The sequence below is a fragment of the Bacillus sp. FSL W8-0116 genome, from assembly GCF_038003825.1.
Lineage (GTDB): Bacteria > Bacillota > Bacilli > Bacillales > DSM-4216 > Bacillus_O > Bacillus_O smithii.
On record NZ_JBBOPY010000001.1, the window covers coordinates 2633283 to 2648947 of the forward strand.

Genomic DNA, 15665 nt, shown 5'->3' on the forward strand with positions numbered 1-15665 from the left:
GCGTAACAGCAAAATATAGGAAAGTAAACAAAGATGTAGGCAGAGTGTTTTTTGATAAAATTTGGGCAATTTTGACAATACAGTAAATGATGGAATCTCAAAAAGAAATCTTATAAGGCAGGATTTTTGGACGTTGCCAACGAAATATGCAAAAATGAGAAATATAAATAGTGTAAGAAAGGAGATTGAAATATGAAAATTTCTTACCACGGCCACTCTATCGTTAAAATTGAAACAAATGGAAAGACGATTCTGATTGATCCATTTATCACCGGAAACGAATTAACGGATTTGAAGGCTGACGAGGTAAAAGCGGATGCGATTATTTTAACGCATGGTCATTCGGATCATGTAGGAGATACGGTTGAGATTGCCAAAAGAAATCATTCACAAGTGATTGCCATTAATGAACTGGCTGTTTATTTAGGAAAGCAAGGACTGAACACCCATGGCATGAGCATTGGGGGAGCTTATGAATTTGATTTTGGAAAAGTCAAATTCACACAAGCGTTTCACGGAACCGGGTTTGAAACAAAAGATGGACAGATCCTTTATATGGGGATGCCGGCAGGCGTACTGGTCATGGCTGAAGGAAAAACGATTTTCCATGCGGGAGACACCGGGTTATTTTCTGATTTGAAACTGATCGGCGAAAGACATCCGATCGATATTGCGTTTTTGCCCATTGGAGATAACTTTACGATGGGACCGGAAGATGCGGCGATTGCAGCTAAATTTTTGGGAGCTAAGACTGTCGTACCGATTCATTACAACACGTTCCCGGTTATTAAACAAGACCCCGCCCGCTTTATTGAATTGCTGGAAGATCAAAACGGCAAAATTCTGGAGCCGGGTGACAGCATCGAGCTGTAATCAAATGATAGTAAGGAGCTGGCTGATCAAGGGAAATGCCTACCTTGTTTCGGTTCAGCTCTTTTTAGATGGTTTTCTTAACGGTCTCCATGCTAATTGAATCGCTCTGTTTTTCACTTTATAATGGGAATAGATGATGAAAGGGAAAGGTGAAAAACTTGGCGACCAAACATGAGCAGATTTTAGAGTATATAGAAGGACTTCCTATAGGTGAAAAGATTTCTGTAAGACAAATTGCCAAAGCGTTAAATGTAAGCGAAGGAACGGCTTATCGGGCTATTAAAGATGCGGAAACGAAAGGATTCGTCAGCGCCATTGAAAGGGTAGGAACCATTCGCATCGAGAAAAAGAAGAAAGAAAATATCGAGAAACTTACCTATGCGGAAGTAGTCAATATTATTGACGGTCAAGTGCTGGGCGGTCGTGCCGGGTTGTATAAAACGTTGAACAAATTTGTAATCGGAGCGATGAAGCTGGATGCCATGATGCGGTATACGGGAGCGGGCAATCTGTTGATTGTCGGCAATCGCACCCAAGCTCATGAATTGGCGCTGCGGGCGGGGGCAGGCGTACTGATTACCGGAGGATTTGACACAGAAGACCATGTGAAAAAATTAGCTGATGAATTAGAACTGCCGATTATATCGACCAGTTACGATACATTTACGGTGGCTACCATGATCAACCGTGCTATTTACGACCAGCTGATCAAAAAGGAAATTATTTTAGTTGGAGATACTTTGACTCCCGTTGAAAAAACAGCGTACTTAACGTTATCCGACACCGTTGGCGACTATCATGAAAAGAATAAGAAAACAGGCCACGGACGGTTTCCTGTTGTGGATCAACAATTGAAAGTGGTAGGCATTGTCACAACGAAAGATATTATGGGATATGAATCGGATGTATCGATTGAAAAAGTCATGACGAAAAAGCCTTTGACCGTAAGCCAACGGACGAGTGTCGCTTCGGCTGCCCATATGATGATTTGGGAGGGAATCGAAGTATTGCCGGTCGTCGATGATCAGAATAAGCTGCAAGGGATTATCAGCAGACAAGATGTATTGAAGGCCCTGCAGATGAATTCGCGCCAACCTCAAGTAGGGGAAACGATTGATGATCTGATTACGAAGCAATTCGATATTTCCACTTCCAATCAAGAACAGTCGAACGTGTATAAATTTGAGGTCACCCCCCAAATGACAAACCAGCTGGGTACTATCTCCTATGGAGTTTTTACAACATTAGTGACGGAAGCAGCCAATCGGGCATTAAAAGCGCAAAAAAAAGGCGATCACGTTGTGGAAAATATGACGATTTACTACTTTAAGCCTGTCCAATTAGAAAGCATGATCGAAATCCATCCGAAAGTATTAGAGGCTGGAAGAAAATTTGGGAAAATTGATATTGAAGTATTCAATGAGAACAAACTGGTCGGAAAAGCTCTGTTGATGGTTCAAATGATCGATAGATGACAGCTGTCCGCCAAAACGAGCAGCTGTCGAAAGAAATTTCAAGAGGATTTGTCCCATTCTGCTGCTTCTTGTTTGACATACGGGGTAAAATGACGGTAAGCTTTGAAGCCGGCCCATACGCTGGAAAATCCAAGAACTATAAAGATCGTCGCTATCGCGTAGGCCACTGTCGATTGCTGAACGAAAAACGTGTTGATGCCGAACAAACCTACAAAAAGACCCAGCATCATGCTTGATTTTGCGGAGAGCCATTTTCTTTCCATTGGACGGTTGCTTCTTACGTACTGAATTTTATAGAAAAGATAAAAAGCCAGCGATAAAACAATGAAAAAAACAAAAACGGGCATTTGCATTCCTCCACTAGTACATTCTCATTCCATTGTATCGAATTATGAACGGAAAAAAAAGGAAATATCGTGAATAAAGAAGGGAATTTATGATGAAAAAAGAGATACTAGAAAAAATCAAACAGTACGAAACCATTATTATCCACCGGCATATTCGCCCCGATCCCGATGCATACGGATCTCAAGGAGGATTAGCGGAAATTTTGCGCGCTTCCTTTACGGATAAACATATCTATACGGTCGGACAAGAAGATCCTTCTTTGCACTTTTTAAACCGCATGGATCAAATTGAAGATCAAGTTTATAACGGAGCGCTTGTCATCGTTTGCGACACGGCCAATCGTGAAAGAATCAGTGATGAACGTTATCAACTCGGAGATTTTATCATTAAAATCGACCATCATCCTAATGAAGATCCTTATGGCGATTTGCTTTGGGTGGACACATCGGCCAGTTCGGTCAGTGAAATGATCTACGAATTTTACTTGGAATGCAAAGACGAAGGATTAAAGATGACCAACGATGCCGCTCGACTTATTTATGCCGGCATTGTCGGAGATACGGGTAGATTCCTTTATCCAAGCACGACGGAAAAAACGTTTCGATACGCTGCCGAGTTGATTCAATATGGATTTAACCGCAGCTTGCTTTATACACAGTTGTATGAAATGGATTTCAACTTATTAAAATTAAAAGGATTTATCTTGCAAAACTTTGAACTCCGTCCGAGCGGCGCCGGCAGTGTCATCATTAAAAAAGATCTCTTGGAGCAATTCCAAGTCAGCGTTTCCGAAGCTTCACAACTGGTGAGTGTTTTGGGAGACGTAAAGGGAATCAAAGCGTGGGCTTTCTTTATTGAAGAGGGAGATCAAATCAGAGTGCGATTGCGTTCGAAGGGCCCCGTTATCAATGGATTGGCGAAAAAGTACAAAGGTGGCGGCCATCCGCTGGCTGCGGGAGCTTCCGTTTATTCATGGGACGATGTGGAACAAGTGATTGAAGATTTGGATGAACTGTGCAGAAAATAAGCATAAATCGGCGCTTAAAAGGCGCCGATTCTTATTTGGCCAGTTCCAATTCCAAGTAGATTTCAACGGTCGTGTAAAAATACACTTCTTTTACTTTTAGATGAAATCTTTTATTTTGAATTTTTAACATCTTGTTTTCGATAAGCTCCTTAATGATTTGCTTATTGGCGAAAACGGTTTCTAAGTTTTTGGCTAATAAGGCGTCCAAATCTTTTTTGATTAGCTCTTCCGCTTCAAATTGACTATGTGAATCTTTGATTCCATATTTTTCGAAATTTATGATTTCTACATCAATGTTTTGTACGGTTAGCATTTCTTGATTTTTCTTGTTCAGCTTCTTAAACTCTTCCTGCCAAATGGAAAGGTGATCGTTCAAATCGCTGATCTCTTCTTTTTGCCTTTCAATCGTATTCGTTTGTTTTTCTTGAAGAGAGCCGAACATGTACAAAAAAACAAGCCAGCCGACGCATGCTCCAATGGCGGTTCCTGCAATAAATATTTGCCAATTCTTTTTGTGATAAAGAGGCGGAATTCTCATCGTTTAAATATGCTCCTGGGTCAACCATTGGATAATGGCAGCGCCGGTCTGAGCCCCGCCCATTGCGGACAAAATCAAAAGAAATTGACGGATGAGTTCTTTTGTTTCACCTTGCAAAAAGCCTTTTTCAAAGCTGTACAAAGTGTCAAATGTTCCGCCGATCGCAGCGATGATCGCCCATATACGGACATTGTTGGAAATATTATAGATTTCCGTCATGGGTGGTTTACCAGTTATAAAGGACGCAAAACCGCCAATCAAGGATCCCCCTAATAGAACACCAAGAGCAATAAAAAAACATTTGAAAAATTCCGGGAAAAATGCTTCATTCACGTTTATCCTCTCCCGCTATTAAAAGTTTGCTACATTATGTATATGGACATACCGATTCATGTATGTAAAACATCGATGGTTTCCTTTTCATCCGTACAATTGTTCGTATGGAATTTTCCCTATATAATAAGCTGTAAGGCAATATCCATTCTTAGAGGTACGCATTGAGGATGGAAAAAGAAGCGGGAAACAGGTCAGAAAGGAGGGACAAGCTGTTGTTTGCCCATTTGCAAATTAAAACGGGTTACAGTTTGTTATCAAGCACCATTATGCCTGACAAATTAGCGGAGTACGGTAAAAAATTAGGACTAAAAGCGCTGGCATTGACGGACCATAACGTCATGTACGCAGCCGTTCCATTTTATAAAGCATGCAAAGCAAACGGAATTAAACCGATTATCGGTTTGACGGCTGACATCCAATCTCCTATTGGACAAGGACGATCGTTTCCGCTTGTCCTTCTCGCAAAACATAATACCGGCTATCAAAATTTGCTGAAGATTTCCAGCTTGATCCAAACAAAGTCACCGCAAGGACTTCCTATCAAGTGGCTACAAGCTTATTCAAAAGGGCTTTTCGCTTTTACTCCGGGGATGGAAGGGGAAATTGAACAGCTCATTCTGAACGGAGAACTTGAAAAAGCGGGCCAAGTCGCCCACGTTTTCAAGAACATTTTCGAACAGGAAAGCTTTTATTTTTCGCTTCAAGATCATTTGCTCTCCCAGGAAGAAGAAATTCGCGCCGGTTTGACGGCTTTAAGCAAAGAAATGGGGATCCCCTGTATCGTCACTCACGATGTCCAATATTTGGATAAAGGCGATTCTTTTTCTCATGAATGTTTGTTGGCGATACGAGACGGGGCCAAACTGGCAGATGAAAATCGGAAGACGCTTGCCACTGATGAATATGATTTAAAGCCGCCTGCCGAAATGTATAAGCGCTTTTCCGGATATCCTGATGCACTGGAAAATACGCTGAAGATTGTGGAGCAATGTACGGTTGAAATTCATTTTCACCAGCAGCTGCTTCCTAAATATCCGCTTCCGGACAATGAAAATGCCAAAGAGGTTCTTTACCGGCTGTGTATGCAAGGTCTTGAAAAAATAGGCAAGAAAGAAGATCCTCATTATTTGGAACGGCTCTCCTATGAATTAGCGGTGATCGATAAAATGGGATTTAACGATTATTTTTTGATTGTCTGGGATTTTATGAAGTTTGCAAGATCACAAGCTATTTTGACGGGGCCTGGACGGGGGTCTGCAGCTGGCTCGCTGGTGGCTTATTTGTTGGAAATAACGGATATTGATCCATTAAAATACGGGTTATTATTTGAAAGGTTTTTAAATCCGGAAAGGGTGACAATGCCGGATATTGATCTTGATTTTCCGGATCATCGAAGGGATGAGGTCATACGGTATGTCGCCAAGAAATATGGAAACATTCATGTCGCTCAAATCATCACATTCGGAACATTGTCGGCGAAAGCGGTTATAAGGGATATTGCAAGAGTGTTCGGATTTCAAACGAAAGAATTGGATCGAATTTCCAAAATGCTACCGTCTCGCCTCGGCCTGACTTTATTGGATGCTTACAAGGATTCTTCGATGTTAAGAACATGGGTAGAAAGTGATCCGGTGCATAAACAAATTTTTGAAACGGCATTGAAACTTGAAGGGCTGCCGCGGCATGCGTCCACCCATGCAGCCGGCGTGGTGATCACGGAACAGCCGCTTGTGGAATTGATCCCCATTCAACAAGGTCATGATGAAATGTATATGACACAATTTACAATGGATATTTTAGAAGAATTAGGCCTTTTGAAAATTGATTTTCTCGGGCTCCGTAATTTAACGATTTTAGAAAGAATTTTAGAGTCGATTCAATACTCGTCAGGTGAGAAAATGGAGCTCAGCGAGATTCCGCTCAATGATCGCAAAACGTTTGAACTGCTTGGCAAAGGACAAACAACGGGTGTTTTTCAATTGGAATCGGAGGGGATGCGCAAAGTGCTCATGCGGCTGAAGCCGAGCGATTTTGAAGATATTGTGGCCGTTAATGCTTTGTATCGTCCGGGACCAATGGAAAATATCCCTCTTTATATTGAACGGAAGCACGGGTTGAAAAAAATCGAGTATCCCCACCCCGACTTGGAAGGAATTTTAAAACAAACATATGGCGTTCTCATTTATCAAGAGCAAATTATGCAAATCGCTTCCAAAATGGCGGGATTTTCTTTAGGAGAAGCCGATTTGCTGCGTCGAGCTGTCGGGAAAAAGAAAAAAGAAGTATTGGCGGAAGAAAGAAAACATTTTATTGAGGGCGCAGTTCGAAACGGCTACAGCAAGGAAACGGCCGATCAAATTTACGATTTAATTGTGCGATTTGCCAATTATGGTTTTAATCGCAGCCATGCAGTCGCCTACAGCAAGATCGCTTATCAGCTCGCTTATTTAAAAGCGCATTATCCGTTGTACTTTATGGCCGCCCTTTTGACATCGGTGATTGGGAGCGAAAAAAAAATAGCCCAATATGTGAGAGAAGCAAAAGAAATGGGAATTCATATTTTGAGGCCTTCGATTCAGAGCAGTCAATTTTTTTTCAAAGCCGAAAAAGAAGGAATTCGCTTCGGTCTTGCTGCGATTAAAGGAGTGGGGGCGGCCGCCGTTAAGGAAATTTTAAGAGCCCGCAAGGAAAAGATGTTTGAAGATTTGTTTGATTTTTGTCTGCGTGTTTCACCGCAGGCTGTGAATCGCAGGACGATAGAATCTCTTATTTTAGCAGGGGCATTTGATGATTTTGGAAAAGACCGCGCGACATTGCTTGCAAGTGTGGATGCAGCGATAGACCATGCGGAATTTATGAGACCTGATCCAGATGAAAACGGCCATTTCGAATTGTTTGCAGATGAGAGTTTTTTTCCAAAACCTAAATATACAGAAGTGGAACCAATGCCGGATGATATGCGCCTGAAATATGAAAAAGAAGTGCTTGGCCTGTATTTATCCAGCCATCCGGTCTCTGTGCATAAGTCATTGTTTCAAAAGCTTGGAGTCGTTGATATCGCTTATTTGAAAAGCCAAAGGAAAAAAATGATCATCGGTGTCTATATTCATGAATTTCGAGTGATTCGAACGAAAAAAGGAGAAAAAATGGCCTTTTTGAGCATTTCGGATGTAAGCGGAGAAATGGAAGCCGTTTTGTTTCCTGAAATCTACCGTAAATTTTTCGGATTATGTGAAAAAGGGACCGTTGTCTTAATGGAAGGGACAAATGAAGAAAAAAACGGAAATGGACAATTTATTGTCTCAAACGTATACGGAATAGAAGAAGCAGAAGAACTGGCCGCTAGAATGAATCAGCGCCTTTACTTAAAAATTACGAAAGAAAAAAAAGAGAAAGAAACGCTTCAAGCTGTGTATCGCATTTTAAAAAAATACAAAGGGGAAACGGCAGTATGGGTTCATTATGAGGATGAGCATCGGACGATTCAGCTTCTAAAGGACCGCTGGGTCAATCCGACAGAAGCTTGCATAGCGGAGCTTAAAACGGTATTGGGAAGCGAAAACGTTGTATTAAAAAGAATATAGTTTTCCAACCAACTGACTTATGGTATAGTGGTAAATAGACATTGAAAATTGGTCTGACCACAAAAAATCATGCATTTGAGAATCACAACATTGGTTCAAAGAATAAGAGAGCTAGTTCGTTGTTTAGGACAGATCATGGAACAAAAGGTTAGACAATACAGACGATAGCGCCATCGTTTATAGCTGGCCTTGCCAGAATGGAGATGGCGCTTCGGAAAAGAAGTCACGGCCAGGCGGAAAAGAAGGAGACGGTTCAACAAAGGTTCAACAGCCGAGAGAATACAAATGACGAACCCTTTTTCTCCAATCGATGGAATGCCGGCGTAGTACGGATGAAGGAGTGAATATTTTGTCATTAAGAGAAGAAGCTTTGCACATGCATAAGTTGAATCAAGGAAAATTGGAAACCGTGGCAAAAGTTCAAGTCATGAATCAAAAAGACTTAAGTCTTGCCTATTCTCCTGGAGTGGCTGAGCCGTGTAAAGAGATCTACGAAAAGCCGGAAACGGTTTATGATTACACAATGAAAGGGAACACAGTAGCCGTCGTTTCCGATGGAACGGCGGTTCTTGGATTGGGAAATATTGGTCCGGAGGCGGCTCTTCCCGTAATGGAAGGAAAAGCAGTGCTGTTTAAAAGTTTTGCCGGCGTTGATGCTTTTCCAATTTGTTTAAATACGAATGATGTGGAAAAAATTGTCGAGACAGTGAAGCTATTGGAGCCAACATTTGGGGGCGTTAATTTAGAAGATATTGCGGCCCCGAATTGTTTTATCATTGAAGAACGACTGAAAAAAGAGACCAATATTCCGGTATTTCATGATGATCAACATGGAACGGCGATCGTGACCGTTGCCGGCTTGCTGAATGCCCTTAAAATTGTCAATAAAAAAATGACAGAGATTAAAGTAGTGGCAAACGGTGCGGGAGCTGCTGGAATTGCTATTATTAAACTTTTGTATCATTATGGTGTAAGGGACATTATCATGTGCGATTCCAAAGGAGCCATCTATGAAGGCCGTCCGGAAGGCATGAATAAGGTAAAAGAAGAGGTAGCCAAGTACACCAACCGCGAGCACAAAAAGGGAAGCTTGGCAGATGTGATAAAAGGCGCTGATGTATTTATAGGAGTTTCCGTTGCCGGTGCACTGACAAAAGAAATGGTTCGTTCCATGAACGATCAACCGATTATTTTTGCGATGGCGAATCCTGTTCCGGAAATTATGCCGGATGAAGCGAAAGAGGCCGGAGCGATGGTTGTCGGGACAGGCCGATCCGATTTTCCAAACCAAGTGAATAATGTGTTGGCTTTCCCGGGTATTTTTCGGGGAGCGTTGGATGTGCGAGCTACTCATATTAATGAAAAGATGAAACAAGCAGCGGTGGAAGCCATTGCGAGTCTCATTTCAGATGAAGAACTTGATACAAGCTATTGTATCCCCGGCCCTTTTGATCCGAGAGTTGCACCGCGGGTAGCGGCGGCGGTCGCCAAAGCGGCGATGGAAACAGGAGTGGCAAGAAGAAAGGTAGATCCTGAAGAAGTATATGAACGGACCATGAGATTGGCGGCTATTGGAAAAGGTGAGTGAAACGAGCTGTGAAAGACGCTCTTCCAAAATCCAAGTTTGTGGAAATCGTACAAGAAATTAGAAAGATGATTGAAAAAGATGGGCTGCTTCCCGGAGACAAAATTCCATCTGAACGGGAATTGTCGGAACACCTGGACGTTGGGCGTTCCTCCGTCCGGGAAGCGCTGAGAGCCCTCGAACTTCTGGGATTGATTGAAACAAGAAGGGGAGAGGGAACTTTTTTGCGTCATTTCCATGACCATCGTCTTGTTGAACTTCTTGGCATGTTTATATTGCAAGATCCAAAGATACAAGACGATGTCGTGAAAGCAAAAGAAATCATGGAAGTCGGAGGGCTGTCATTGGCTCTTCAACATCGATCTCTCCATGAAAAGATAAAAAAGGCTCGGGAAAGTCTTGAAAAGGAAGAATGGTCGGAATATGACTTTTTTTCTTTTATTTTGGATTTAGGAGAAAATCATTTATTAAAAAAGATTTGGCTGATTGTCTCAGACTATGCAACTTCCATTCAAAATCAACATTGGACAATTGAAAAATACAAACCCTATTATTTAAAGCTTTTAGAAGCAATGGAAAAACAAGATTTCTTTGCTTGCTATCGTGTTTATCAAGAAATTCAAAAGTTGTCGAATGGAAGGTGACAAACTTTTGCGTATTTTTTAAAAAAATTTGTGTAAAGTGGAGACAATCTTTAGAAGCGAAGCCTAACAAGGGAGGATTCACCTTGATTAAAGATTTCTTTAATAAGCCAAAGAAGCGAAAATATGTCACCGTTCCTTCTGATGCACCGAAGCATGACGTACCGGAAGGAATTATGACAAAATGCCCCCAGTGCAAGAAAATTATGTATACGAAAGAGTTGAAAAAAAATCTCCATATATGCCTTCATTGCGGATATCATCATCAAATGTCTGCTTATGAACGGATTGAGTCGTTGATAGATGAGGGAACTTTTACAGAAATCAATGCCGAACTTATGACAGAAAATCCTTTGAACTTTCCTCATTACCTGGAAAAAATTGAAAAAGACCGTCAAAAATCAAAATTAAATGAGGCTGTTGTGACGGGTATTGGAGAAATAAACGGATATAAGACTGCCATTGCGGTAATGGATGCTAAATTTCGCATGGGAAGCATGGGATCCGTTGTCGGGGAAAAAATCGTCAGAACGGTAGAGGAAGCTGATCGTTTAGGGATTCCGTTTATCATCTTCACTGCTTCTGGCGGTGCACGAATGCAAGAAGGTATAGTATCTCTTATGCAAATGGCGAAGACGAGTGCTGCCTTGAAGCGATTCAGTGACAACGGTGGGCTTTTCATTTCCGTGATGACCCACCCAACGACCGGAGGGGTTTCTGCTAGTTTCGCTTCCTTAGGAGATTACAATTTTGCGGAACCTGGTGCGCTGATTGGATTTGCCGGGCGCCGAATCATCGAGCAAACCATTCGGGAAGAGCTTCCGGAAGATTTTCAAACAGCGGAGTTTTTGTTGAAACATGGACAACTGGATGACGTCATTCCAAGAAATGAACTGAAGGATAAATTAACTGTCCTTTTAGATATTCATCAGCCAAGGGGTGAGCTGGCGTGGTAAACAGTCTTGAATTTGAAAAGCCGATTATTGAACTACGGGAGAAAATCGCGGAATTGAAAGAATTCACGGCCAAATCGGATGTGGATTTATCAGATGAAATTGAAACGTTGGAGAATCGGCTGGAAAAATTGGAAAAGCATATTTATGACAATTTAAAACCTTGGGATCGTGTGCAAATGGCCAGACACCCGCAACGGCCAACTACCCTTGATTATATTGAACATTTATTTACAGATTTTATCGAGCTTCATGGAGACCGCCTTTTTGGGGAGGATGAAGCCATTGTCGGCGGAGTGGCCAAATATTACGGTCTGCCGGTTACGGTAATTGGACACCAACGCGGAAAAGATACGAAAGAAAACATCCGTCGGAATTTTGGCATGCCTCATCCGGAAGGATACCGAAAGGCTCTTCGTCTTATGAAGCAAGCGGAAAAATTTCACCGTCCCATCATTTGTTTTATTGATACAAAAGGAGCTTATCCGGGTAAAGCGGCAGAGGAACGCGGACAAAGCGAAGCGATAGCCAGAAATTTGTTTGAAATGGCCGGATTAAGAGTGCCGATTGTCTGCATCGTGATCGGTGAAGGCGGAAGCGGGGGTGCTCTAGCTTTAGGGATCGGCAATCATTTATTTATGCTTGAGAACTCTACGTATTCTGTCATCTCGCCTGAAGGAGCAGCAGCTCTTTTATGGAAGGATGCTTTAAAAGCAAAATTGGCAGCCGAAACGATGAAAATTACGGCTCCAGATTTGAAAGAATTGGGAGTTATTGATGATGTGATTAAAGAAGTGCGCGGCGGCGCGCATCGCGATCCTAAAAAACAAGCCGAATTTATTGACGAAACGCTGAAACGTTCTTTAAAACAGCTCATTTCGTTGAGCGAGGAAGAATTGGTGAATCAGCGCTACGAAAAATATAGAGCTATTGGTGAATACACCGTTTTAAACGAATATATAGGAACTCATAAATAACGCGCTTCTCTTAACGGAGCGCGTTTTTTCATATACATCCATCCTCGGATTTTCCTTTTGGCGTCATCCTCCTGAGCATGAACCTTTCTATGATTGGCCGCTCGATTTTTGCAGGTATGATCAGATCAGCGTTTGGAATTGTTTCTGAAATTGGAAAGAATAAACATTCGATGGTATGGTAATTTTTTCTCATTATGTATCTTAAGTCCTTTATTAGGAAATAAATTGAAATGATTTTGTTTGTCGGAGAGAATAAAAAACGCTTCCAGTTCACTGACAATTTTGTCTTTTTGAAAGGATTGTTAGGTATATTGTGAACACCTTTCCTTCGTGGTATTTTAAAGAGGGATATTGCTAGCAGAACTGTAGAAATGCTGTAGACCTCGATCAAAAATAGAGGATTGCCCGCATGAGGAAACAGGATTTCTACACTTGGACTTTAGAAAACAGAATAAAATGAGTGGCAGTGCAAATTACTTTGTAGAGGTGATGATGATGAAAAGAATCGGCGTTTTAACAAGCGGGGGCGATGCTCCGGGAATGAATGCCGCGATTCGGGCGGTCGTAAGGAAGGGAATTTTTCATAATTTAGAAGTTTTTGGGATTTATCAAGGCTATACTGGTTTAATTAACGGACATATTGAAAAACTTGAATTAGGTTCTGTTGGTGATATTGTTCATCGCGGAGGAACGATTTTACGATCAGCACGCTGCCCGGAATTTAAAACCCCGGAAGGTCAGAAAAAAGGGGTGGAACAGTTAAGAAAACATGGGATCGACGGTTTGGTTGTGATTGGCGGAGACGGTTCTTATCGCGGGGCAAAAGCTTTAACGGAACTTGGTTTTCCATGCATCGGAGTTCCGGGAACGATTGACAATGATATCCCGGGAACGGAATTTACGATCGGTTTTGACACGGCTCTCAATACAGTGATTGATGCTATTGACAAAATCAGAGATACGGCAAGTTCCCATGAAAGAACCTTTATTATTGAAGTAATGGGAAGAGATGCCGGTGATTTAGCGTTGTGGGCTGGATTGGCCGGCGGAGCTGAAACGATTGTGATTCCGGAAGAACCTTTCAATATGGACGAAATCATCGAACGGTTAAAGAACGGTCAAAAACGCGACAAAAAGCATAGTATTATCGTTGTAGCGGAAGGTGTTATGAGCGGGACAGAGTTTGCGAAATTGATCCAAAAAGAATGTGATATAGAAGTTAGGGTTTCCGTGCTTGGGCACATTCAGCGTGGAGGATCGCCGACAGCTACAGACCGTGTGTTGGCAAGCCGCCTAGGAGCCAGAGCAGTGGAATTGTTGATCGAAGGAAAAGGCGGACGAGCTGTCGGTATTGAAAAAAATCAACTTGTCGATTATGACATTATAGAAGCACTTGGCAGAAAGCATCAATTGGATCTAAACATGTACAAGCTTTCAAAAGAACTTTCTATTTAATTTGTGGATATGGGGTGGCAAACCGTGAGAAAAACGAAAATTGTATGTACGATTGGGCCAGCAAGCGAAAGCGTAGAAATGTTGGCAAAATTAATGGAAGCAGGAATGAACGTCGCTCGATTAAATTTCTCTCATGGAGATCATGAAGAACATGCTGTTCGGATTCGAAATATTCGTGAGGCTGCTAAACAAACCGGCAAAACGGTAGGCATTTTGCTGGATACAAAAGGACCGGAAATTCGCACGCATAATATGGAGAACGGTGCTGTCGAACTGAAAAAAGGCACAAATGTCATTGTTTCAATGAAAGAAGTAACTGGAACGGCAGAAAAATTTTCGGTTACTTATCCAAACTTAATCGATGATGTAGAAATAGGATCGAGAATCTTGCTGGATGACGGTTTGATAGGATTGGAAGTTGTTTCTATCGACAAAGAAAACGGAGAAATTCATACGAAAGTATTAAACAGCGGTATTCTTAAGAATAAAAAAGGAGTAAATGTTCCTGGCGTTTCGGTTAATTTGCCTGGTATTACCGAAAAGGATGCAAAAGATATCATTTTTGGAATCCAGCAAGGGATTGATTTCATTGCTGCTTCCTTTGTAAGAAGAGCGTCCGATGTCTTGGAAATCCGACAAATTCTTGAGGAACATAATGCGACACATATTCAAATCATTCCTAAAATCGAAAACCAAGAGGGCGTTGAAAACATCGATGAAATCTTGGAAGTATCCGATGGGTTAATGGTGGCAAGAGGCGATTTGGGAGTGGAAATTCCAGCTGAAGAAGTTCCGCTTGTCCAAAAAGAACTGATCAAAAAATGCAACGAGATGGGGAAACCGGTTATTACTGCGACACAGATGCTGGATTCCATGCAAAGAAATCCGCGTCCTACCCGTGCGGAAGCTAGTGACGTGGCCAATGCCATCTTTGATGGTACCGATGCGATCATGTTGTCAGGAGAAACCGCAGCGGGAGCGTATCCGCTTGAGGCCGTACAAACGATGCACCGAATTGCTTCACGGGCGGAAAAAGCTCTGAACTATCCTGCGATCTTGACCGAAAGAAGCAAGAACACAGGACATAATATGACCAATGCCATTGGACAGTCCGTTGCCTATACGGCTCTTAATTTAGATGTTCATGCGATTATCGCACCAACCGTAAGCGGCCATACAGCCAAAATGATTTCACGCTACAGAACGAAAGCACCGATTATTGCGGTTACTTCTAGTGAGCAAGTTTGCCGCAGTCTTGCCCTTGTGTGGGGAGTTTATCCGCAAAAAAGTAAAGCAGCTGAATCCACTGATGAAATGTTGGAGTTGGCCGTTCTAGCAGGATTAGATTCCGGCATGATCAAACAAGGAGACTTGGTTGTGATTACGGCTGGGGTTCCTGTAGGTGAATCCGGTACGACCAATTTAATGAAAATCCACGTTGTGGGAGATATCCTTGTAAAAGGGCAAGGAATTGGAAGAAAATCAGCTGTAGGGAAAGTAGTCATCGCCAAAAATGCAAAAGAAGCATTAGAAAAAGTGCAAGAGAATTCCATTTTAGTCACAATAGGAACGGATAAAGACATGGTTCCAGCTATTGAAAAATGTGCGGCACTTATAACGGAAGAAGGCGGAATAACCAGCCACGGGGCTGTTGTAGGATTGAATTTAGGGATTCCTGTTATAGTGGGAGTAGAAGATGCCATGAAAAATTTAAAAGAAGGACAGGAAGTCACCGTCGATGCTGCCTGCGGTGTGGTTTATAACGGACGTGCCAGCGTGCTTTAACGAATAAGAAGAAGCTGGTTTCCCAGCTTCTTCTCTTCTTATTATATGGTCATGGGTTAAAGTCAAAGATCAACGTGATGCAGAAATT

13 protein-coding genes are annotated in these 15665 nt (G+C 42.1%); 10 read left to right on the plus strand and 3 right to left on the minus strand.

Annotated features, from left to right (window positions below; all coding sequences use genetic code 11):
* Positions 1-192: 192 nt before the first annotated feature.
* Both N1I86_RS12570 and N1I86_RS12575 read left to right on the plus strand, forming a co-directional pair.
* Entirely contained in the window at positions 193-873 is a 681-nt protein-coding gene (locus N1I86_RS12570) for a metal-dependent hydrolase (RefSeq protein WP_003355634.1), read from the plus strand.
* 158 nt (positions 874-1031) lie between these two features.
* Complete coding sequence (locus N1I86_RS12575; RefSeq protein WP_040341853.1) at positions 1032-2348, plus strand: DRTGG domain-containing protein; 1317 nt, start codon at positions 1032-1034, stop codon at positions 2346-2348.
* A gap of 38 nt (positions 2349-2386) precedes the next feature.
* On the opposite strand, the gene N1I86_RS12580 is transcribed toward N1I86_RS12575, so the two are convergent.
* Entirely contained in the window at positions 2387-2695 is a 309-nt protein-coding gene (locus N1I86_RS12580; protein WP_003355632.1) for a YtpI family protein, read from the minus strand.
* Positions 2696-2787: 92 nt separating this feature from the next.
* Between N1I86_RS12580 and N1I86_RS12585 the strand changes: the two genes are divergently transcribed.
* Entirely contained in the window at positions 2788-3723 is a 936-nt protein-coding gene (locus tag N1I86_RS12585; RefSeq protein WP_048624511.1) for a DHH family phosphoesterase, read from the plus strand.
* Between the two features lie 31 nt (positions 3724-3754).
* Here the strand turns inward: N1I86_RS12585 and ytrI are convergent, their stop codons facing one another.
* Both ytrI and N1I86_RS12595 read right to left on the minus strand, forming a co-directional pair.
* Entirely contained in the window at positions 3755-4261 is a 507-nt protein-coding gene (ytrI, locus tag N1I86_RS12590) for a sporulation membrane protein YtrI (RefSeq protein ID WP_003355630.1), read from the minus strand.
* Positions 4262-4264: 3 nt separating this feature from the next.
* Complete coding sequence (locus N1I86_RS12595) at positions 4265-4594, minus strand: YtrH family sporulation protein (protein ID WP_003355629.1); 330 nt, start codon at positions 4592-4594, stop codon at positions 4265-4267.
* Positions 4595-4764: 170 nt separating this feature from the next.
* On the opposite strand from N1I86_RS12595, the gene dnaE reads away from it, so the two are divergent.
* The 7 genes from dnaE to pyk all read left to right on the plus strand — a co-directional run bounded on the left by dnaE (position 4765) and on the right by pyk (position 15577).
* A complete protein-coding gene (gene dnaE, locus N1I86_RS12600; protein WP_341097351.1) occupies positions 4765-8181 on the plus strand; it encodes a DNA polymerase III subunit alpha in 3417 nt (1138 codons plus the stop codon).
* Between the two features lie 349 nt (positions 8182-8530).
* On the plus strand, positions 8531-9769 hold the full coding sequence (locus tag N1I86_RS12605) for an NAD(P)-dependent malic enzyme (RefSeq protein ID WP_048623820.1): 1239 nt from the start codon (positions 8531-8533) through the stop codon (positions 9767-9769).
* A complete protein-coding gene (locus N1I86_RS12610; RefSeq protein ID WP_003355623.1) occupies positions 9766-10410 on the plus strand; it encodes a FadR/GntR family transcriptional regulator in 645 nt (214 codons plus the stop codon). Before N1I86_RS12605 ends, N1I86_RS12610 begins: the two co-directional genes overlap by 4 nt.
* Before the next feature lie 83 nt (positions 10411-10493).
* Positions 10494-11363 carry an acetyl-CoA carboxylase, carboxyltransferase subunit beta gene (accD, locus tag N1I86_RS12615; RefSeq protein ID WP_003355622.1) on the plus strand — a complete coding sequence of 290 codons (870 nt, stop codon included), beginning with the start codon at positions 10494-10496 and terminating at the stop codon, positions 11361-11363.
* Entirely contained in the window at positions 11357-12337 is a 981-nt protein-coding gene (accA, locus tag N1I86_RS12620; protein WP_341096589.1) for an acetyl-CoA carboxylase carboxyl transferase subunit alpha, read from the plus strand. The genes accD and accA overlap by 7 nt, the downstream gene beginning before the upstream one ends.
* Positions 12338-12832: 495 nt before the next feature.
* Positions 12833-13792 (plus strand): 6-phosphofructokinase, encoded by a 960-nt coding sequence (gene pfkA, locus N1I86_RS12625; protein ID WP_048623819.1) that lies wholly within the window; start codon positions 12833-12835, stop codon positions 13790-13792.
* Between the two features lie 24 nt (positions 13793-13816).
* Positions 13817-15577 carry a pyruvate kinase gene (pyk, locus tag N1I86_RS12630; protein ID WP_003355619.1) on the plus strand — a complete coding sequence of 587 codons (1761 nt, stop codon included), beginning with the start codon at positions 13817-13819 and terminating at the stop codon, positions 15575-15577.
* Positions 15578-15665: the final 88 nt, after the last annotated feature.